Consider the following 18278-nt stretch of genomic DNA (forward strand, 5'->3'; position numbering starts at 1 on the left):
GCCCGGCGCGGCACCGACCCAACGCCCCGGCGCAGAGGGGCTGCGCCCCACCGCGGCCAACGTCAGCGCACCTCCACGAACGCCTCAGCGTCCCGCGCCGGCCGTTCCTTCGGCGGGGTCGCCGCGTGGCCCACCGCGACCGCCCCCATCGGGTCCCACCCCTCCGGCAGCGCCAGCACATCCCGCACCACCTCACGGCAGAACATCGTCGACGAAACCCACGCCGACCCCAGCCGCTCACCCGCCAGCGCCACCAGAAAGTTCTGCACACCCGCGCCCGCCGCGACCACGAACATCTCCCGCTCCGCCGCATCCCGCCGAGCGTCGCCGTACACATGCGAGCCGTCCATCACCAGGCACGGCACCACCAGATACGGAGCCCGCCGCAGCACATCCCCCCGCCGCACGCGCTTCGCGATGGACTCCTCCGACTTCCCGTCGGCCCGCAGATCCGCGACCCACGCGTCCCGCATCGCATCGAGCAGAGCGACCCGCGCCCCCTCCGACTCGACCAGCACGAAGCGCCAAGGCGTCGTATGGTGCGGCGCGGGCGCCGTGACCGCCGCCGCGACCGCGCGCCGTACCGCCGCCGGATCCACCGGCTCGGCCGTGAAGTCCCGCACGGTACGCCGCAACGTCACCGCTTCCCGCACAGCCTCCGACGTCCCGAGCCGGAACATGTCGTCGGCCGCCGACCGGACCAGCGCCCGCCCGCCGACATCCTCCGCATCAGCGCCACCCGCACCACCACCCGCACCGCCACCCGCACCCGCACCCCCACCCACGACACGCGAAAGCCCCCGCACCACCGCGACGGGCAGCCCCTCCGCCTTCCCCTTCACGAGATCACCGGCCGCCGCCAGTTCATCCCCGACAGCGACGACAGTGACACTCAGCGGATTGCCGTACGCATCGCTCCCGCCCCGCAGATCATCGAGGACCCGCACCCCAGCCGCCCCGATAGCGACATCCGTCAGCCCGTTGCGCCAAGGCCGCCCAAAGGTGTCCGTGACGACGACCCCCACGTCCACGCCCAGCGCATCCCGCAAGCCCTCCCGGATGGCCCGGGCCGAAGCATCCGGGTCCTCCGGCAGCAACAGCACGGTCCCGGCCGCGGTGTTGGACGCGTCGACCCCGGCCGCGGCCATCACGAGCCCCTGCCGGTTCTCGACGATACGAAGGGTGCCGCGCCGCGCGACCACCCGTATCGTCTCCGCGTCGATGGCCGCCTCGCGGTCGGCCGCTTTCATGACGCGGCCCTCCGCCTTGCTGACGATCTTCGAAGTGACCAGCAGGATGTCCCCGTCGACGAGCCCGGGCCCAGTGGCCGCGATCAGCTTGGCGAGGTCGTCCCCGGCCCGAACCTCCGGCATCCCACCCAGCGCCCACACCCGATAGGACGGAGTTGAGGGGACGCCCGGCCCAGACCCCGCCCCCCTCACGCCCGTACCTCCTCGGCGAGGACCAGCGCCTCCCGGGCCATCGTCGCCGTGGCCTCGACGTCGGTCATCATCAGCGGAACGGCCCGGCACCGGATCCCCGCGCTCTCCACCTCTTCCACCACACCCGCGTCGACGGTGTCGACGAGCCACCCGTCGAGCAGCCCGGACCCGTAATGCCGGGCCACAGCGGCGGCGGTCGACTCGACACCCACCGCGGCCAGCATCTTGTCGGCCATGCCCCGCACAGGCGCGTCGCCCACGATCGGCGAAAGCCCGACCACGGGAACCCCCGCATCGGCGATCGCCTCGCGAATGCCGGGCACGGCAAGGATGGTCCCCACGCTCACCACCGGATTCGACGGCGGAAAGAGAATCACGTCGGCCGAACCAATGGCCTCCAGAACGCCCGGCGCCGGCTTCGCCTGCTCCGCCCCCACCGGCACAACGGCCTGCGCGTCCACGGACGCACGCAGCTTCACCCAGTACTCCTGGAAGTGAATGGCCTTCCGTTCCCCGCCGACATCAACAGCGACATGCGTCTCGATACGGTCGTCGGACATCGGCAGCAGCCGCACCCCCGGCTGCCACCGCTCGCACAGCGCTTCCGTCACCGCGCTCAGCGGATAACCCGCGCCGAGCATCTGCGTACGGACGATGTGCGTAGCGAAGTCACGGTCGCCGAGCCCGAACCACTCCGGCCCCACGCCGTACGCCGCCAACTCCCCCTTCAGCTGGAAGGTCTCGTCCGCACGCCCCCAGCCTTGCTCCTCGTTGATGCCACCGCCGAGGGTGTACATCACGGTGTCGAGGTCGGGGCAGACCTTGAGCCCGAACAGATAGATGTCGTCACCGGTGTTGCCGATGACGGCGATGTCCGCGTCAGGCGCGGCCGACTTGAGGCCGCGGAGGAAGCGAGCGCCACCAATACCGCCTGCCAGAACCACAATGCGCATGCACAGCAGTCTGTCAGGCCGGTACGACATCCTGGGACTGGACAGCCGGGGAGCACTGAGCCGCCCGCACCGCATACACCGACTGCTCGGACTGCTCCGACTGCTCCGAGTGCATCGGCATCTCAGTGAGCCCGGGGAAGTAGACGTGCAGGCTGACCGCCGGCTCCAGCGCGTCGTTGACGACCTCGTGGACGTACCCGGGCGCGAACACCCGCTGCGACCCCGCCCCCAGCGCCCGCTGCACACGCCCCGCACGCTCGGTCAACTCGCCGTCGAGCACGGTCAGTACGCCCGACGAGTGCCCGTGGTCATGCATGCCGCTGCCCTGACCGGGCACCCAGCTGAGCAGCCAGACCTCATATCCGGGTCCGGTACGCAGCCGGTGGTACCAGCGGCTGGTGGCGTCGTACGAGACGAGGTGCTCCCACTGCGCGCGGTCGGCGGCGATGGAGCGGGCGAGGCCGGCGAACTCGGCGACGGTGGCCGGGTGCTCACGGGCGGGCTGAAGGAGGTGCTGGACGGCGAGGATGTCGCCGGCGATCTGGAGGTCGCTGTCGCTGCTGTTCATGATGCGGGGGTTCCTCGGCATGAGTGTCGGGGTGTCGCAAGGCGAGAGACGCAAAACAAGAAAGGCGTAGCGAAAAGCTACAGAGAGTCAGCTGGAGCGCGGCGGCTTCAACAGCTGGAACAACAGCAACGGCAACAGCGAGCCTGGACAGCGCAACGGAACCCACGGGTGTGGGTCCGGGGAAGCACTGCGGTCACTGGCATGTGTTCAAGGAGACCTGCTTGCTCACTCCCTGTCAACCTCGTGACCGTTTTGGGCGTAATGTTTCACCTCATCCGGTTAATGGATGCGGAGAAAGGTTTGTGCAGCCGACTCCCCGGAGAGGTGCCGCATCAACCGCGCAAGCAAACGTCGTTGAGGCGTCGCGACCGGACTGTGATCCGGATCGCTTCCGCGGATCAACTGGAACAAGATCAAACCCCGCTGCATCTCACTCTGATGAGGGGCGCGGATGAGCCGGTGGCATGTGTCGCTGTTTTTGCCGATTTGAACACTTTCCGCATAGCTTTGGTTCCGCAGAGTGAATAACCGGCTCAATAGCAGATCTCGGCTTGACTGCCCCGGATCCGCACACTTGTAATTTCACTCGTGTCGTTCGGCCGAAAACGGCAACGACTACATCACGGGGAAGCAAAGACAGACGAGGGGCGCACATGACCGAGCTGTTCCAGCAACTGCTGGTCGAGGACGCGGACGAGGAAATCGGCTGGCAGGAGCGCGCTCTGTGCGCCCAGACCGACCCCGAGTCCTTCTTTCCCGAGAAGGGCGGTTCCACCCGCGAGGCCAAGAAGGTCTGTCTCGCCTGTGAAGTCCGCTCCGAATGCCTTGAGTACGCACTCTCCAACGACGAACGATTCGGCATCTGGGGCGGTCTGTCCGAGCGTGAACGCCGACGACTGAAAAAAGCCGCGGTCTGACCACCGACCACCGCACCTGACTGGCCCACCCAGTCGCACGCCCGTCGCACGCCAAATGACCAATTGGCCAAATAGCACAAGCGTGCAGGTATCAACCGGTCCGTCGCCCGGCCCCAGGCCGCAGGCGGCGGACCGTTGTGTTGCCCAGCCGTTAGTGTGGGGCGCTGTCCGAGACGCATCAAAACCCCGAAGGGTCGCGCGCGTCCACGCAGTCAGACAGCAGCCTTCCGGGGGACGACCCCCGGACCCCGGCCGGAGGGCCCGTACCCCGATGTCCGTGCACAGCCAAACGTCGGCGCCGTACGCGGCGGCCGCTCCCGAGTTCCCCCGGCATGTCGTCACCGCCGTGCTCGTCTCCCACGACGGCGCGCGCTGGCTGCCCGACGCGCTCGCCGGGCTCCTGGGCCAGGAACGCCCCGTACAGAACGTCGTCGCCGCCGACACCGGCAGCGCCGACGACTCCGCGGAACTCGTCACCGAAGCGATCGGCGCCGAACGCGTGCTGCACCTCGCACGCCGCTCCGGCTTCGGTACCGCCGTCGACGAGGCGGTCCGTACCGCCCAGGTCCTCACACCCGAGGAACTGCCCTACCTGAAGCGCCCCAGCGGCTGGGACCCGGTGAGCAGGTCGTGGCGCGACGACGCGTACGACATGCCCGAACTCCCGCACGGCGAACCGGTGCAGTGGCTGTGGCTGCTGCACGACGACTGCGCGCCCGAGCCCGACGCGCTCGCCGAACTCCTGCGCGTAGCCGACTCCGACGAGCACGCCGCGATCATCGGCCCCAAGCTCCGCGGCTGGTACGACAGGAAGCAGCTCCTCGAAGTCGGCGTCTCCATCGCCAACAGCGGCCGCCGCTGGACCGGCCTCGACCGCCGCGAGCAGGACCAGGGCCAGCACGACCAGGTCCGGTCCGTACTCTCCGTGTCGACCGCCGGCATGCTCATCCGCCGCGACGTCTGGGAAGAGCTCGGCGGTTTCGACCGCCGGCTGCCGCTCATGCGCGACGACGTCGACCTGTGCTGGCGCGCCCACGCCGCCGGCCACCGCGTCCTCGTCGCCCCCGACGCCATCCTGCGGCACGCCGAGGCGTCCGCCCGCGAGCGCAGGCCCATCGACTGCGCCGGGCGCTCGGTCGCCAACCCGCACCGCGTCGACAAGGCGGGCGCCGTCTACGCGATGCTCGTGAACGCGCGCGGCGCCGCCCTCCCGTACGTCATGCTGCGCCTAGTACTCGGCACCCTGCTCCGCACGCTCGCCTACCTCCTCGGCAAGGTCCCGGGACAGGCGGTCGACGAAGTCACCGGCCTGATGGGCACCCTGCTGCGCCCCGGCAAGATCCTCGCGGCCAGAAAGCGGCGCGGAAAGGGACAGATCGACGCGAGGGAACTGCGCCCGCTGTTCCCACCCACCGGCGCGACCGTCCGGGCAACCTTCGAACAGGTCGCGGGCAGCTTCGGCTCCCGCTCCGAGCCCGACTCCGCCTCCGGCTCGCGCCATGGAGTCGTCGAGTCTGGCCCGGGCGGCGACGACGCCGACTACATGGAGATCGAGCAGTTCGCGCGGCTCAAGCGGATCGCCCGCAAGCCGGGCCCCATGCTCTTCGTCCTGCTCCTCTTCGTATCGCTCATCGCCTGCCGCGGCCTCCTCGGCGGCGGATCCCTGGCAGGCGGCGCCCTGCTGCCGGCCCCCGCCGACGTGTCCGGCCTCTGGTCGCGTTACGCCGATGTCTGGCACCCCATCGGCACCGGCGGCAGCCAGACGGCGCCGCCCTACCTCGCCGTCCTCGCCGCCCTGTCGGCCGTCTTCCTCGGCTCCACCGGCCTCGCGCTCACCGTGCTGCTGGTCTGCTCGGTGCCGCTGGCCGGCCTCACCGCGTACTTCGTCTCGCGTCCGCTGGTCGAGTCCCGGCTGCTGCGCGCCTGGGCGGCTGTCGCGTACGCCTTCCTGCCCGCCGCCACCGGCGCCCTCGCGACCGGCCGGCTCGGGACGGCCGTTCTGGCGGTCCTGCTGCCGCTCATCGCACGCTGCGCCGTCGCCGCGAGCGGTTGCAGCGCCGGGGGCGCGCGCTCCAGCTGGCGCGCTGTCTGGGCGTACGCGCTCCTGCTGACCTTCGCCATGGCGTTTACGCCGATCATCTGGCCCATCGCCCTGGTGCTCGGCATCGGCGTACTGGCGCTGCGGCGCGACGACATCACGGCGTACGGACTGCGCTTCATCGCCTCCCTCGGCACTCCCGTGCTGATGTTGGCCCCCTGGTCCCTCTCCCTCCTCACCAGCCCCTCCGCTTTCTTCCGTGAGGCGGGCCTCGACTTCAGTACGGGCCCGGCCGGCGCACTCGACCTGCTCGGCATGAGCCCCGGCGGCCCCAAGGCGGCCGGCGGGCTGCTGCTCATCGGCGTCGTCCTCACGGCACTGGCGGCCCTGCTGCGCGGCGAGCGGACGTTCGCCATCCGCGCGGCGTGGGTCGTGGCGCTCGTGTCCCTTCTCTTCGCCGTATTCGCGAACAGCTCGGAAGGCGGCTGGGCCGGCCCGGCCACCCTCGTGTACGGCATCGCGCTGATCGGCGCCACCGTGCTCGGCGCGGACGGCGCACGCGAACGCGTCGCCACCCAGAGCTTCGGCTGGCGCCAGCCCGTCGCCGTACTGATCGCCTTCGCAGCGGCCGCCGGACCGCTGCTCGCCGCCGCCGGATGGATGATCGGCGGCGCGGCGGGACCGCTGGAGCGGCGCGACCCGGTGCAGGTGCCGGCGTTCGTCGCGGAGGAGAGCGGCACGCGCGACCAGGCACGCACCCTGGTTCTGGGCGGTACGTCGGCCGCGAAGGTCTCGTACACGCTCGTACGCGGCTCCGGGGCCCGGCTGGGCGACGGGGAGCTCGCCGAGGCGGGCGGCAGCAGCCCGCAGCTCGACAAGATCGTCTCCAACCTGGTCGCGGGCTCCGGCGCCGACCAGGCCGACCAGCTCGGCGGATACGCCGTCCGTTACGTCCTCGTACGCGACGGGGCGCCGCGCGCGATGAGCCGCGTACTGGACTCGACGCCCGGCCTGAGCCGGCTGAGCCAGCTCGACGGCAGCGCCCTGTGGCGCGTCGACCGCCAGGTCGCGCGGGCCACGATCGTCTCCGGCAAGGAGGGCGGCGAGCCGCTGTCCGTAGCGTCGAGCCCGGTCGAGGCGCACACCAAGATCCCGGCGGGCGAGGCGGGCCGCATCCTGCGGATCGCGGACTCGGCGGCCGAGGGCTGGCAGGCCACGCTCGACGGGACCGTACTGGAGAAGAAGACCGTCGACGGCTGGGCGCAGGGCTTCGTACTGCCCTCCGACGGCGGCCGGCTCGACCTCACGTACGAAGTCCCCGTCACCCACACCGCGTGGATCTGGACCCAGGCCGGTCTCGCCCTGCTCCTGCTGGTGCTCGCCCTTCCGGGCCGCCGCCGGGAGGTCGACGACGACCTGCCGGAGGAGGAGATCGACGTACCGGCGCAGCCGGTGGCCGGCGAGGGCCGCAGGGCGCGCAGGTTGCGCGCGGCGGCGCAGGCGGAAGCGGTGTACGCCCCCCAGGCGGACGTGGACGTGGAGGCCGGGGAGGAACTCCCCGCCCCGCCGGTGGTCGCGGACCCCTACGCTCAGCTTCCCCAGGAGCAGGACCAGACCGCCGTGTACGCGTCCGTACCGGAGCAGCAGCAGCCGTATGGCGCGTGGGACGCGCAGTCGTACGCGGGCGCCGAGTACGGCCAGCAGCAGCCGTACGCGCAGGACCAGCAGCAGGGTTACGGCGGCGAGCAGTACCAGGGCGACCCGTACCAGGCCGGCCAGTACGGCGGCGGCCAGCAGTACCAGCAGCCGGACCCGTACCAGGAGGGCCAGTACCAGGCGGCTGACCCGTACCAAGAAGGCCAGTACCAGGAAGGCCAGTACGACCCGTACGGCTACGGACAGCAGCAGCAGCCGCCGCAGCAGCCCTACGCCGACGAAGGCAACGAGCCCGAGCAGCGTCCCGACGGGAGCAACAACCGATGAACCGCACCACCCTCTCCCTGATCGCCGCCGCCACCGCGCTCGCCGCGGTCACCGGGTTCGCCGTCGTCTCCGCGCCCGACGGCGGTACGACCGAGGCCGCCGCCGACGTGAGGACCCCGGGGCGGATGCCGGTGGAGCGCTCCAGCCTGCTGTGCCCCGCGCCCAGTGCGTCCGACCTGGCGGAGACGGTGTACACGACGTTCACCCCGGCAGGAAAGGGCGACGCGGACGCGAAGGCGGGCTCCGCCGAACTCGTCCCGACGGACGCCACGCTGGCGGCCCCCGACGAAGGCGGCAAGGACAAGAAGAAGGACAAGGCCGACAAGGACGCCGTCAAGCCGGACGCGAGGAAGCCGGTCCTCGCTCTCAAGGAGCCGGGCAAGCCCGTGACCGCCGAGGCGAACACCGCCGAGGCCCCCGCCCTCGTGGGCTCCGCCGAAGGCCGTCTGGCCCCCGGCTGGGCCGCCCAGCAGACCACCAAGGTCACCGCGGGCCAGGGCCGGGGCGTACTCGGCGTCAGCTGCACCGCGCCCGACACGAACTTCTGGTTCCCGGGCGCGAGCACCGCCGACGAGCGGCAGGACTACGTACACCTCACGAACCCGGACGACACCGCCGCCGTCGCCGACATCGAGCTGTACGGCAAGGACGGCGCGATCGAGTCGGATTCGGGGGAGGGCATCACGGTCCCCGCGAGGTCCAGCGTGCCCGTACTGCTGTCGACGCTGAGCGCCGACAGCGCCGAGAACGTGAGCGTCCACGTCACCACCCGCACCGGTCGTGTCGGCGCCGTGGTCCAGGCCGTGGACGAGGAGGCGGGCAGCGACTGGCTGGCCGCCTCGGCGGAGGCGGCCGGCACCGCTGTGCTACCCGGCATCCCGGCGGACGCGACGTCGGTACGCCTGGTGGTGTTCGCGCCCGGTGACGACGACGCCGACCTGAAGGTGCGGCTGGCGGGCCCGACCGGCTCGATCACGCCGGCCGGCCACGAGACCCTGCACGTCAAGGCGGGGATGACCACGGCCGTCGACCTCAAGGACGTCACCAAGGGCGAGGCGGGTTCACTGCTGCTGAGCCCGGCCGCGCAGGGCCGACCGACGCCGGTGGTCGCCGCGCTGCGCGTGGTGCGCGGCGAGGGCGCCGCCCAGGAGGTCGCGTACATCCCGGCGACCGGACAGGTGGGCGAGCGGGCGACGGTGGCCGACAACAGGGCGAAGGGGTCGGTGCTCTCGCTGACCGCGCCCGGCGCCGCCGCCGAGGTCAAGGTGACGGCGTCGGCGGGCAGCGGGGGCGGGGAGCCGGTCGTCAGGACGTACAAGATCAAGGCGGGTACGACGCTAGCGGTGAACAAGCCGCCGGTGCCGACCGGGCTCAAGGGCTCGTACGCGCTGACGGTCGAACCGCAGTCGGGCGGCCCGGTTCACGCGTCGCGCGCCCTCGAACTGCCCGAGGACGGCATCCCGATGTTCACCGTGCAGACGATGCCGGACGACCGGGGGATGGTTTCGGTGCCGGAGGCGGAACAGGACCTGTCGGTCCTGGACGACTGACGCCTTTTGCCGCCTCTCGTCCGACCGGGGTCAGTCCTGCTCGTCTCCGTACCGGGGATCGACCGACTCCGGTGACAGACCGAGCAGTTCCGCGACCTGCTCCACGATGATCTCGTGCACGAACATGGCGCGCTCGTCCCGGCTCTTGGTGCGGATCTCGACGGGCCGCCGGTAGATGACGATCCGCGCGGGGTGGGCGCTCGTCGCGGCGATCATCCCGCCGAGCGGTACGGACTCGGCGGCCCACGCGTCGGAATCGTCGCCACCACCGCCGCGGCCCGCGGGCGGCACGTCGAGCACCAGGAAGTCGACCTCGGCGAGCTGCGGCCACCGCCGTTCGAGGCGCTCCACGGAGTCCTGTACGAGGTCGCCGAAAGCGGCGGCCCGACTGGTCGAGAGGGGCACCTGGGGCGGGGCCACCGGGCCACGCATGCCACGCCCGTGGCGGTCGCGCCGCCGGGGACCGGGGCCGGTGGGGAGGGGAGGTACGGGACTGTCCATCACTGACGCAGGGTAGCCCTCATTGGGGCGGTTGAATCGCGGCGGAGGGGCGGCAGCAGGCATGTCGCATATTGAGCATTCCAGCCAAGATTGGGCTCGATTTCACGCCCGTACGCGACCGGGGATCTCGCATCGGTTGACGGCATTTGCCCCAAGTGGCGACTGGTCACGGTCCGGTCACCGCCCGTGTCCACCGGTCTCCGCGCAGGTCAGAGCAGTTACGCAAGGGGCCGCCGGGGCGCAGGGGGACCCGCGACACGGTGGAGTGACGTGGGGGAGAGTCGTCGCGGCCCGGTCAAGAGTGCGGTACCGTCCAACATCGTGAGCCCTGTACGTCGCTGTTCGCGCACCGCGTGCGGCCGCCCTGCCGTCGCGACACTGACGTACGTCTACGCGGACTCGACCGCAGTCCTCGGCCCGCTCGCTACCTATGCCGAGCCCCACTGTTACGACCTGTGCGCCGAGCACTCGGATCGGCTGACCGCGCCGCGCGGCTGGGAGGTTCTCCGGCTCGTCGACGGCTCGGCCCCGTCCCACCCCAGCGGCGACGATCTCGAAGCGCTCGCCAATGCCGTACGTGAGGCCGCCAGGCCGCACGAGCGCGCGGCGGAGGCCGGCGGAGGGGCACGCACCGCGGACCCGGTGGAGGTCGCGCGCCGAGGCCATCTACGAGTCCTGCGCTCCCCGGACTCCTGAACCGCAACCACACCTCCCCCACCTCTTCCCCCTCTGGCGGCCCTCCTGAGCCCCCTACGGGTAGCTTTAGTGCCGACCTACAGGACTTCAGGAAGGCTGGCCGTGGCTGCTGATCTGTCGCAGATCGTCAAGGCGTACGACGTGCGCGGAGTGGTCCCCGACCAGTGGGACGAGTCGCTGGCCGAACTGTTCGGAGCCGCGTTCGCGCAGGTGACGCAGGCCGAAGCGATCGTCACCGGGCACGACATGCGACCGTCCTCGCCGGGACTCTCGCGGGCGTTCGCGCGCGGGGCGGCGGCGCGCGGGGTGAACGTGACGGAGATCGGCCTGTGCTCGACCGACCAGCTGTACTTCGCCTCGGGCCAACTCGGTCTGCCGGGCGCGATGTTCACGGCGTCGCACAACCCCGCGCAGTACAACGGCATCAAGATGTGCCGGGCGGGAGCGGCGCCGGTGGGCCAGGACACGGGCCTGGGGGAGATCCGCGCACTGGTGGAGGAATGGTGGGATCACCAGGTGCCACTGGCACCAGGGACCGGAACCATCACGCAGCGTGACACGTTGAGGGACTACGCGGCTTACCTCCTCTCGCTGGTCGACCTGTCCTCGATACGCCCCCTCAAGGTCGTGGTCGACGCGGGCAACGGCATGGGCGGCCACACGGTCCCCACGGTCTTCGCCTCCCTCCCGCTGACTCTCATCCCCCTGTACTTCGAGCTGGACGGCACGTTCCCGAACCACGAGGCCAACCCGCTCGACCCGAAGAACCTCGTCGACCTCCAGGCGAAGGTCCGCGAGACCGGCGCCGACCTCGGCCTGGCCTTCGACGGCGACGCGGACCGCTGCTTCGTCGTGGACGAGCGCGGCGAGGGCATCTCCCCATCGGCGATCACGGCGCTGGTAGCGGCGCGCGAACTGGCGCGCAACGGCGGCAAGGGCATGATCATCCACAACCTGATCACGTCATGGTCCGTCCCGGAAGTGGTCAGGGAACACGGCGGCACGCCGGTCCGTACCCGCGTAGGCCACTCCTTCATCAAGGAGGAGATGGCCCGCACGGGCGCGATCTTCGGCGGCGAGCACTCGGCGCACTACTACTTCCGGGACTTCTGGAACGCGGACACCGGCATGCTGGCCGCCCTCCACGTCCTGGCGGCTCTGGGCGGCCAGGACGGCACCCTCTCGGCCCTGGTCGCCGAGTACGACCGTTACACGGGCTCCGGGGAGATCAACTCCACGGTGGACGACCAGGCGGGCCGCATGGCGGCGGTCAAGGCGGCGTACGCCGGCCGCGACGGAATCACCATCGACGAACTGGACGGCCTGACGGTCACGGCCGCCGACTGGTGGTTCAACCTCCGCCCGTCGAACACGGAGCCGTTGCTGCGCCTGAACGTGGAGGCACGGGACGAGCCCACCATGACGAAAACCCGGGACGAGGCCCTAACCCTGATCCGCAGCTAGTGAACCGTGCGACGGCTCCGCGGGCCGGCCCGTTGGCCGGGGCACGAAGTCCGGCAGGCCCGACACCGACCTGCACGACCTGGAGCCGGTCACGCAGGTCGGCACAACACCGCAGACCGCGCACCAGCCGCGCCTCCGTGTCGGCCGTGCCGTCCGCGCGGGCCGTGCCGTCCACGTCTCGTGTCGTCCACGCTGGCCGTGCCGTCTGCGCCGTGCCCCGGGTGCTCTGCCCCCGCGTCTGCGGTGAGAAACTGCCGCATTCGTGGTGTGGGACGTACCGCCCCGACACCACCCGGGTCTGGAGCGGGCCGTCCGCGTCGCGCCGCAACAACTGTCCCGTCCGATCACGGTCGCGACGTCCTGCGCGTGCTGGGCTGGGCCGTCCGCGCCGGCTGCGCCGGGCGGGGCGGCGCCTGCGGCGCGAAGCTGCCGCATCCGGGGGTGGGGCGCGCCGCCCACCCACCCGGGGGTCTGGGGGCGTGCCCCCAGTTTCGGGAAGGGGCGGGGAGGGGACAAGCTCCGCGCAGCGGCCCGGCCCCCCCCCCCCCCCCATCCACCGCACCCCGCCCCACCGCGAGAACACCCACGCCCGCCATCCCGCGCCGCTCCCCACCCGGCGGTAGGCTGACCTGGCCCAATCCGTACCCGTATCCGCATGTTCGAAGGGACCCGCCCCATGCCGCTCGAAGCCGGCCTTCTGGAGATCCTCGCCTGCCCCGCCTGCCACGCGCCCCTCAGCGACGCGTCCGCCGCGGACGACCCCGAGCTGATCTGCACCAGCAAGGCCTGCGGCCTGGCCTACCCAGTACGGGACGGCATCCCGGTCCTCCTCGTCGACGAGGCCCGCCGCCCCGCCTGACGCCGGCGCCCCGCACGCCAGAACGCAGGCCCGCAAGCAGGCAACACCGCACGCGAGCAAGCCCGCACCGCACGCACGCAAGCCCGCACCCCCCGCAAACCCGCACCCCCACCACCCCCGCGCAGCGCCCCACCACAGGCCAAGCGCCCGGCGATCGGAGGCCCGCACCATGCTCGACGAGTCGTTGCTGGACGACCCGGAGTCCCTGGCCCGCGCCGACCGCCGCGGCCTGCTGCGCGGCGCCGCCGAGGCCGGCGCCCGCGTACGCACCGCCGCCCGGCACGCCACAGAGGCCGGCCTCGCGGAAATGAAGCCGGAGGGCCGCCCCCGCGCCGTACTGATCGCAGGCCCCGGCACCGCCGCGAACGGCGTCGCCGACCTCCTCGCCACCCTCGCCGGCGCCGCCTGCCCCGTCACCCGGCTGCACTCCACCGGAGTGGCCCCCGCCGCCGGCGCCCTGCGCTGGGCGCTCCCGGGCTGGGCGGGCTCAGTGGACCTCCTGCTCCTCGTCACTCCGGACGGCGCCGAACCCGGCCTCGCCGTCCTCGCCGAGCAGGCGTACCGCCGCGGCTGCACGGTCGTCGCCGTGGCCCCGCAGCGTTCGCCGCTGAGCGAGTCCGTCAACGGCGTACACGGCCTGGTCGTACCGATGGCGACTGCCCCCTACGAGGAGTACGACGAGGGCACCGCCACCGGCCCCGGCGCGCTCTGGGCCCTGCTCACCCCCCTCCTCGTCCTCTTCGACCGCCTCGGCCTGGTCACCGCGCCCCCGGACACCCTCCGGCTCGTCGCCGACCGCCTCGACCGCACCGCGGAACGCTGCGGCCCGGCCATCGCGACGTACGGCAATCCGGCCAAGACCCTCGCGTCCGATCTCGCCGACTCGCTCCCGCTCATCTGGACGGAGGGCGCTTACGCCGGCCCCGTCGGCCGCCGCTTCTCCGCCGTACTGGCCGAACTGGCCGGCCGCCCCGCCCTCTCCGCCGAGCTCCCTGAGGCCCTGCCCGCCCACGGCGTACTCCTCTCCGGAGCCTTCGCCGCCGGCGCCGACCCCGACGACTTCTTCCGCGACCGCGTCAACGAGGCACAGGCGCTGCACGCCCGCGTGGTGCTCCTCCGGGACCGCCCGACCGGCGGAATGACCGCTGCCCCCGCCGCCCGCGAACTCGCGCTGAGCCACGACACGGCCATCAGCGAGATCGAACCGGAGGACGGCAGCGAGCTGGAGAACCTCGCCGAGATGCTCGCCATCACGGATTTCGCCGCCGTTTACCTGGCGCTCGCTTCCGCAGGCCGATCATGAACACCAGCACCTGACGGCGACCAGCAGGTCGCACGGGGGGCACCACTCAAAAGCCACCACACGCAGGGGAAGCCTCATGGACCGCCTCTCGAACACCGTGCGCCCCTACGCCTGGGGCTCCACAACAGCCATCCCGGCCCTGCTCGGAACCGCCCCCACCGGCGAGCCCCAGGCCGAGATGTGGATGGGCGCCCACCCGGGCGCCCCCTCCCGCATCGACCGTGGCGGCACGGGCGGCGAGCAGCCCCTCTCGGCCGTCATCGACGCCGCCCCCGAAGCCGAACTCGGCGAGGCCGCGGTAGCGAAGTTCGGCCCCCGCCTCCCCTTCCTCCTCAAGATCCTCGCGGCCGGCGCCCCCCTCTCCCTCCAGGTCCACCCCAACCTCGAACAGGCGAAAGAGGGTTACGCCGCCGAGGAGCGCGCCGGGGTCCCCATCGACGCCCCGCACCGCAACTACAAGGACGCGAATCACAAGCCCGAACTGATCTGCGCGCTCACCCCCTTCGAGGGCCTGTGCGGCTTCCGCGCCCCCGCCGAATCGGCCGACGTACTCGCCGCACTCGAAGTCGACTCCCTCAAGCCGTACGTCGACCTCCTGCACGCGCACCCCGAAGATGCCGCCCTCCGCGAAGTCCTCACCGCCGTACTCGCGGCGGACCGCACCGAAATGGCGGAGACCGTGGCATCCGCCGCGGCCGCCGCGGACCGCCTGGGCGGCGCGTACGCCCCCTACGCGACCCTCGCGCACCACTACCCCGGCGACCCGGGCGTCATCGCCGCGATGCTCCTGAACTACGTACAACTCCAGCCCGGCGAGGCCCTCTTCCTCGGCGCCGGCGTCCCGCACGCGTACCTCAGCGGCCTCGGCGTAGAAATCATGGCGAACTCGGACAATGTCCTGCGCTGCGGCCTCACCCCCAAGCACGTGGACGTCCCCGAACTCCTCCGCATCGTCCGCTTCGAAGCCCGCGACCCCGGCATCCTGCGCCCGGAGGCGTCGTCCTCCACCGGTGAAGAGCTGTACGACACCCCGATCGACGAATTCCGCCTCTCGCGCCACGTCCTGGCGCCGGGCGGTGCTCCCCGCACCCTCCCGTCCGCCACCCCGCAGATCCTCCTCTGCACCGCAGGCAAGGTCCACGCCGGCGAACTGACCCTCGCACCGGGAGAGTCCGCCTTCGTACCAGCTGGCGAATCAGTCGAATTGTCCGGTACGGGCACACTCTTCCGCGCCACAGTGGTCGCCTGACGTACCGTCCGCACCGGCTGCCGCGGCAAGCTGCAACAATGACCGGCCGTAGGGCGGCGCCAGGGCCGCGGCACCAAGGAAGGGACATCCGGCACCCATGAGTGCGTCAGGCGGAACCAAGGCGATCGTGGCGGCACTCGTCGCCAACCTCGCGATCGCAGTAGCCAAGTTTGTGGCGTTCCTCTTCAGTGGCTCGTCCTCGATGCTCGCGGAAAGCGTTCACTCGCTCGCCGACTCGGGCAACCAGGGCCTGCTGCTGCTCGGCGGCAAGAAGGCCAAGCGCGAGGCGACCCCCCAGCACCCCTTCGGCTACGGGCGCGAGCGCTACATCTACGCCTTCCTGGTCTCCATCGTGCTCTTCTCCGTCGGTGGCATGTTCGCCATCTACGAGGGCTACGAGAAGATCAAGCACCCGCACGAGATCGAGGCCTGGTACTGGCCGGTCGGCGTCCTCGTCTTCGCGATCATCGCGGAGACCTTCTCCTTCCGTACGGCGATCGTGGAGTCCAACCAGACCCGCGGCAACCTGTCCTGGAAGGAGTTCGTACGCCGCGCCAAGGCCCCCGAGCTGCCGGTCGTCCTCCTGGAGGACCTCGGCGCACTGGTCGGCCTGATCCTGGCGCTGGTCGGCGTCAGCCTGGCCATCGTCACGGGCGACGGCGTCTGGGACGGCATCGGCACCCTCTGCATCGGCATCCTGCTGATCATCATCGCGATCATCCTGGCGGCCGAGACGAAGTCGCTCCTCCTCGGCGAGGCGGCGGGCACAGAAGACGTCGACAAGATCAAGACAGCTCTCGTCGACGACACGACAGTCACCCGCATCATCCACATGCGTACGCTCCACCTCGGCCCCGAGGAACTCCTCGTCGCAGCCAAGATCGCGGTCCAGCACGACAACACGGCCGCAGAGGTCGCCCACGCGATCAACGCGGCGGAGGACCGTATCCGCGCGGCCGTCCCGATCGCCCGCGTGATCTACCTGGAGCCGGACATCTACAGTGAGGCGGCGGCAGAGGCGGGCACGAACCCGGCCGACCCCTCCGCACACTGACGTCTGTACGCCCGCACGACGAAGGCCCCCGCCACCCCAGGCGGGGGCCTTTCAGCTACCTCTGCCTCCTGCCTCTGCCTCCGCGACCCGCCCGGCGGCAGCGTGGGCCAAGGCGGCACCGTAAGAACCGGGAACCCCCGGCGCTCGTCCAGCGCAGCCGCCTCGAGCCCCACCCCCACCAGGAAGAGCACGACACCGGTCACCCCGGCCGGCACGAACAGGACCGGAACTCCGTACGGCGCTGACGGCGACAGTGCCGGACTGCGCGTCAAGGAAGAACCGCGAATCGAGCGAGTTCTCGCGATGGTCCCCGAGCACGAACATCCGCCCCTCGGGCACCCTGACGTAGAACTCCTCCCCGAAGATGCCCGGAATGCCGTCCCTGACATACGGCTCGTCGAGCGGCCGGCCGTTCAGCATCACCGCCTTGTCCCGATGCCGGTAGGACACCCAGTCGCCGCCCACGGCCACGACCCGCTGGAAGGAGAGCCAGCCCGCGGCGACCTCGGACGCCGGATACCCGCCCCGCCCCATGACAAGACCGACCGCCACGAGCACCGCCCCCACCAACAGCAGCACGCCCGCCGCGACCATCAGCCCTCCCCGGACGCCGCGCACCCACCACTGATGCCTGCCGCATGGTTCCCGAGAGCCGCGCCCGGACCGGCCTCAGCCGCTCGCAACACGGGCCGACCAGAACAAAGTCCGGAAAGCTCCGCTGCCTGACCAGGGCGGCTGGGGATCACTGGGCCGATCGGTGTAGATTCGTGACCTAGCCAGACGTCGCTGCTGATGGCGGTCGGGCGGTCCCGTGGACCGGCCGAGGGAGAGAGGGCCTCCGACGGACTGCGCTGCGAGCGCCCGGGCACTCGTATGCCCACCGCCGCAGAGTCAGCCGTACCCACCTCGACCCACATCACGAGGAGCAGCCCGCATGACGACTGTCGCCACCGGCCAGGACTTCAAGGTCGCCGACCTCTCCCTCGCCGTCTTCGGCCGCAAGGAGATCACTCTCGCCGAGCACGAGATGCCCGGCCTGATGTCGATCCGCAAGGAGTACGCAGCCACCCAGCCGCTCGCCGGCGCCCGCATCACCGGCTCGCTGCACATGACCGTGCAGACGGCCGTGCTCATCGAGACGCTGGTCGCCCTCGGTGCCGACGTCCGCTGGGCCTCCTGCAACATCTTCTCCACCCAGGACCACGCGGCCGCCGCCATCGCGGTCGGCCCGAACGGCACCCCCGAGGCCCCCGCCGGCGTCCCGGTCTTCGCCTGGAAGGGCGAGACCCTGGACGAGTACTGGTGGTGCACGGAGCAGGCCCTGACCTGGCCGAACACGCCGACCGGCGGCCCGAACATGATCCTCGACGACGGCGGTGACGCCACCCTCCTCGTCCACAAGGGCGTCGAGTTCGAGAAAGCCGGCGCGGTCCCGGACCCGTCCACCGCGGACAGTGAGGAGTACGCCCACATCCTCACGCTCCTCAACCGCACCCTCGGTGAGAACCCGCAGAAGTGGACCCAGCTGGCCTCCGAGATCCGCGGCGTCACGGAGGAGACCACGACCGGTGTCCACCGCCTCTACGAGATGCACCGCGACGGCACCCTCCTCTTCCCGGCGATCAACGTGAACGACGCCGTCACGAAGTCGAAGTTCGACAACAAGTACGGCTGCCGCCACTCCCTCATCGACGGCATCAA

At 71.3% G+C, this 18278-nt stretch carries 15 protein-coding genes; 10 read left to right on the plus strand and 5 right to left on the minus strand.

All coding sequences use genetic code 11. The features are described 5' to 3' along the window. Positions 1 to 62: 62 nt before the first annotated feature. Genes ABZX79_RS21805 through ABZX79_RS21815 form a run of 3 tightly spaced genes read right to left on the minus strand, consistent with a single transcriptional unit; the run spans position 63 to position 2963 of the window. Complete coding sequence (locus ABZX79_RS21805) at positions 63 to 1442, minus strand: coenzyme F420-0:L-glutamate ligase (protein ID WP_355260019.1); 1380 nt, start codon at positions 1440 to 1442, stop codon at positions 63 to 65. After that, positions 1439 to 2395, minus strand: a complete 957-nt coding sequence (gene cofD, locus ABZX79_RS21810) for a 2-phospho-L-lactate transferase (protein ID WP_355260022.1) — start codon at positions 2393 to 2395, stop codon at positions 1439 to 1441. The genes ABZX79_RS21805 and cofD overlap by 4 nt, the downstream gene beginning before the upstream one ends. A gap of 13 nt (positions 2396 to 2408) precedes the next feature. Continuing rightward, positions 2409 to 2963, minus strand: a complete 555-nt coding sequence (locus tag ABZX79_RS21815) for a cysteine dioxygenase family protein (RefSeq protein WP_355260025.1) — start codon at positions 2961 to 2963, stop codon at positions 2409 to 2411. A gap of 653 nt (positions 2964 to 3616) precedes the next feature. Between ABZX79_RS21815 and ABZX79_RS21820 the strand changes: the two genes are divergently transcribed. The 3 genes from ABZX79_RS21820 (at position 3617) to ABZX79_RS21830 (ending at position 9451) form a co-directional block, all read left to right on the plus strand. Continuing rightward, positions 3617 to 3880: a WhiB family transcriptional regulator gene (locus ABZX79_RS21820; protein ID WP_028810740.1), complete on the plus strand. Its 264-nt coding sequence runs from the start codon at positions 3617 to 3619 to the stop codon at positions 3878 to 3880. 271 nt (positions 3881 to 4151) lie between these two features. Beyond that, positions 4152 to 7901: a glycosyltransferase gene (locus ABZX79_RS21825; protein WP_355260029.1), complete on the plus strand. Its 3750-nt coding sequence runs from the start codon at positions 4152 to 4154 to the stop codon at positions 7899 to 7901. Beyond that, positions 7898 to 9451, plus strand: a complete 1554-nt coding sequence (locus tag ABZX79_RS21830; protein ID WP_355260032.1) for a DUF5719 family protein — start codon at positions 7898 to 7900, stop codon at positions 9449 to 9451. The genes ABZX79_RS21825 and ABZX79_RS21830 overlap by 4 nt, the downstream gene beginning before the upstream one ends. A 30-nt stretch (positions 9452 to 9481) precedes the next feature. Here ABZX79_RS21830 and ABZX79_RS21835 read toward each other — a convergent pair whose 3' ends face one another. After that, the gene (locus ABZX79_RS21835; RefSeq protein ID WP_355260100.1) at positions 9482 to 9952 is read right to left on the minus strand and encodes a metallopeptidase family protein; all 471 of its coding nucleotides are present in this window, start codon (positions 9950 to 9952) and stop codon (positions 9482 to 9484) included. Between the two features lie 321 nt (positions 9953 to 10273). Here ABZX79_RS21835 and ABZX79_RS21840 point away from each other — a divergent pair, with 321 nt between their 5' ends. The 6 genes from ABZX79_RS21840 to ABZX79_RS21865 all read left to right on the plus strand — a co-directional run bounded on the left by ABZX79_RS21840 (position 10274) and on the right by ABZX79_RS21865 (position 16577). Continuing rightward, on the plus strand, positions 10274 to 10648 hold the full coding sequence (locus tag ABZX79_RS21840) for a DUF3499 domain-containing protein (RefSeq protein ID WP_355260035.1): 375 nt from the start codon (positions 10274 to 10276) through the stop codon (positions 10646 to 10648). Positions 10649 to 10750: 102 nt separating this feature from the next. Beyond that, complete coding sequence (locus tag ABZX79_RS21845) at positions 10751 to 12112, plus strand: phosphomannomutase/phosphoglucomutase (RefSeq protein WP_355260039.1); 1362 nt, start codon at positions 10751 to 10753, stop codon at positions 12110 to 12112. 676 nt (positions 12113 to 12788) lie between these two features. Next, positions 12789 to 12971: a Trm112 family protein gene (locus ABZX79_RS21850; protein WP_355260042.1), complete on the plus strand. Its 183-nt coding sequence runs from the start codon at positions 12789 to 12791 to the stop codon at positions 12969 to 12971. Positions 12972 to 13140: 169 nt separating this feature from the next. Further along, positions 13141 to 14274 carry an SIS domain-containing protein gene (locus ABZX79_RS21855; protein ID WP_355260045.1) on the plus strand — a complete coding sequence of 378 codons (1134 nt, stop codon included), beginning with the start codon at positions 13141 to 13143 and terminating at the stop codon, positions 14272 to 14274. 76 nt (positions 14275 to 14350) lie between these two features. Continuing rightward, positions 14351 to 15523 carry a mannose-6-phosphate isomerase, class I gene (gene manA, locus ABZX79_RS21860; protein WP_355260048.1) on the plus strand — a complete coding sequence of 391 codons (1173 nt, stop codon included), beginning with the start codon at positions 14351 to 14353 and terminating at the stop codon, positions 15521 to 15523. Between the two features lie 97 nt (positions 15524 to 15620). Continuing rightward, positions 15621 to 16577 (plus strand): cation diffusion facilitator family transporter, encoded by a 957-nt coding sequence (locus ABZX79_RS21865; protein WP_355260051.1) that lies wholly within the window; start codon positions 15621 to 15623, stop codon positions 16575 to 16577. A 51-nt stretch (positions 16578 to 16628) separates the two neighbouring features. On the opposite strand, the gene lepB is transcribed toward ABZX79_RS21865, so the two are convergent. Beyond that, positions 16629 to 17171 carry a signal peptidase I gene (gene lepB / locus ABZX79_RS21870; RefSeq protein ID WP_355260054.1) on the minus strand — a complete coding sequence of 181 codons (543 nt, stop codon included), beginning with the start codon at positions 17169 to 17171 and terminating at the stop codon, positions 16629 to 16631. Positions 17172 to 17511: 340 nt separating this feature from the next. Between lepB and ABZX79_RS21875 the strand changes: the two genes are divergently transcribed. Beyond that, positions 17512 to 18278, plus strand: a 767-nt coding sequence (locus tag ABZX79_RS21875; protein ID WP_355260057.1) for an adenosylhomocysteinase, incomplete at its 3' end; no start/stop codon positions are given.

This window comes from Streptomyces sp. NPDC002994, from assembly GCF_040611155.1.
In the GTDB taxonomy this organism is placed as follows: Bacteria; Actinomycetota; Actinomycetes; order Streptomycetales; family Streptomycetaceae; genus Streptomyces.

Excerpts from the sequence above, each read along its gene's own strand:
- cofD (WP_355260022.1), bottom strand. The coding sequence starts at position 2,395 with ATGCGCATTGTGGTTCTGGCAGGCGGTATTGGTGGCGCTCGCTTCCTC.
- ABZX79_RS21815 (WP_355260025.1), bottom strand. The coding sequence starts at position 2,963 with ATGAACAGCAGCGACAGCGACCTCCAGATCGCCGGCGACATCCTCGCC.
- ABZX79_RS21820 (WP_028810740.1), top strand. The coding sequence starts at position 3,617 with ATGACCGAGCTGTTCCAGCAACTGCTGGTCGAGGACGCGGACGAGGAA.
- ABZX79_RS21825 (WP_355260029.1), top strand. The coding sequence starts at position 4,152 with ATGTCCGTGCACAGCCAAACGTCGGCGCCGTACGCGGCGGCCGCTCCC.
- ABZX79_RS21830 (WP_355260032.1), top strand. The coding sequence starts at position 7,898 with ATGAACCGCACCACCCTCTCCCTGATCGCCGCCGCCACCGCGCTCGCC.
- ABZX79_RS21835 (WP_355260100.1), bottom strand. The coding sequence starts at position 9,952 with ATGGACAGTCCCGTACCTCCCCTCCCCACCGGCCCCGGTCCCCGGCGG.
- ABZX79_RS21850 (WP_355260042.1), top strand. The coding sequence starts at position 12,789 with ATGCCGCTCGAAGCCGGCCTTCTGGAGATCCTCGCCTGCCCCGCCTGC.
- ABZX79_RS21855 (WP_355260045.1), top strand. The coding sequence starts at position 13,141 with ATGCTCGACGAGTCGTTGCTGGACGACCCGGAGTCCCTGGCCCGCGCC.
- manA (WP_355260048.1), top strand. The coding sequence starts at position 14,351 with ATGGACCGCCTCTCGAACACCGTGCGCCCCTACGCCTGGGGCTCCACA.
- ABZX79_RS21865 (WP_355260051.1), top strand. The coding sequence starts at position 15,621 with ATGAGTGCGTCAGGCGGAACCAAGGCGATCGTGGCGGCACTCGTCGCC.
- lepB (WP_355260054.1), bottom strand. The coding sequence starts at position 17,171 with ATGGTCGCGGCGGGCGTGCTGCTGTTGGTGGGGGCGGTGCTCGTGGCG.